This is a genomic window from Pseudomonas caricapapayae (assembly GCF_001400735.1).
In the GTDB taxonomy this organism is placed as follows: Bacteria; Pseudomonadota; Gammaproteobacteria; order Pseudomonadales; family Pseudomonadaceae; genus Aquipseudomonas; species Aquipseudomonas caricapapayae.
Genome location: NZ_LJPW01000135.1, coordinates 1 through 279, shown reverse-complemented (window position 1 = coordinate 279; position 279 = coordinate 1). Strand labels below are relative to the sequence as shown.

Genomic DNA, 279 nt, shown 5'->3' with positions numbered 1-279 from the left:
CAGATACTGCTGGGTGAGCGCCGCATTGCCGCGCACCGATGCAGGCAGTTTCTCCGGTTCGCTCTCTGCGCCACATAGCGTGGTGACGGTCTGGGCGATCTGTACCTTGTGTTCGTGCTCGGCTTGCCAGTTGCGATAAGCGGCCTGATCGGCCGCCAGCTGCATGCCCAGATCGTTGAAAATAGCCAGCGGGTCATCCAAAGCAATGAGCAGGGAACTGTCCTGATCGTCGACGCTGCCTTGCCAGAAGACGTCAGCTCCGAGCGGCGAAAACAGCGG

The 279-nt window shown here is 60.6% G+C and carries 1 protein-coding gene; it reads right to left on the bottom strand.

What is annotated here, in order from left to right; translation table 11 throughout:
• On the bottom strand, positions 1–279 hold a 279-nt coding region (locus tag ALO80_RS18700; RefSeq protein WP_144434237.1), incomplete at both ends, for a hypothetical protein.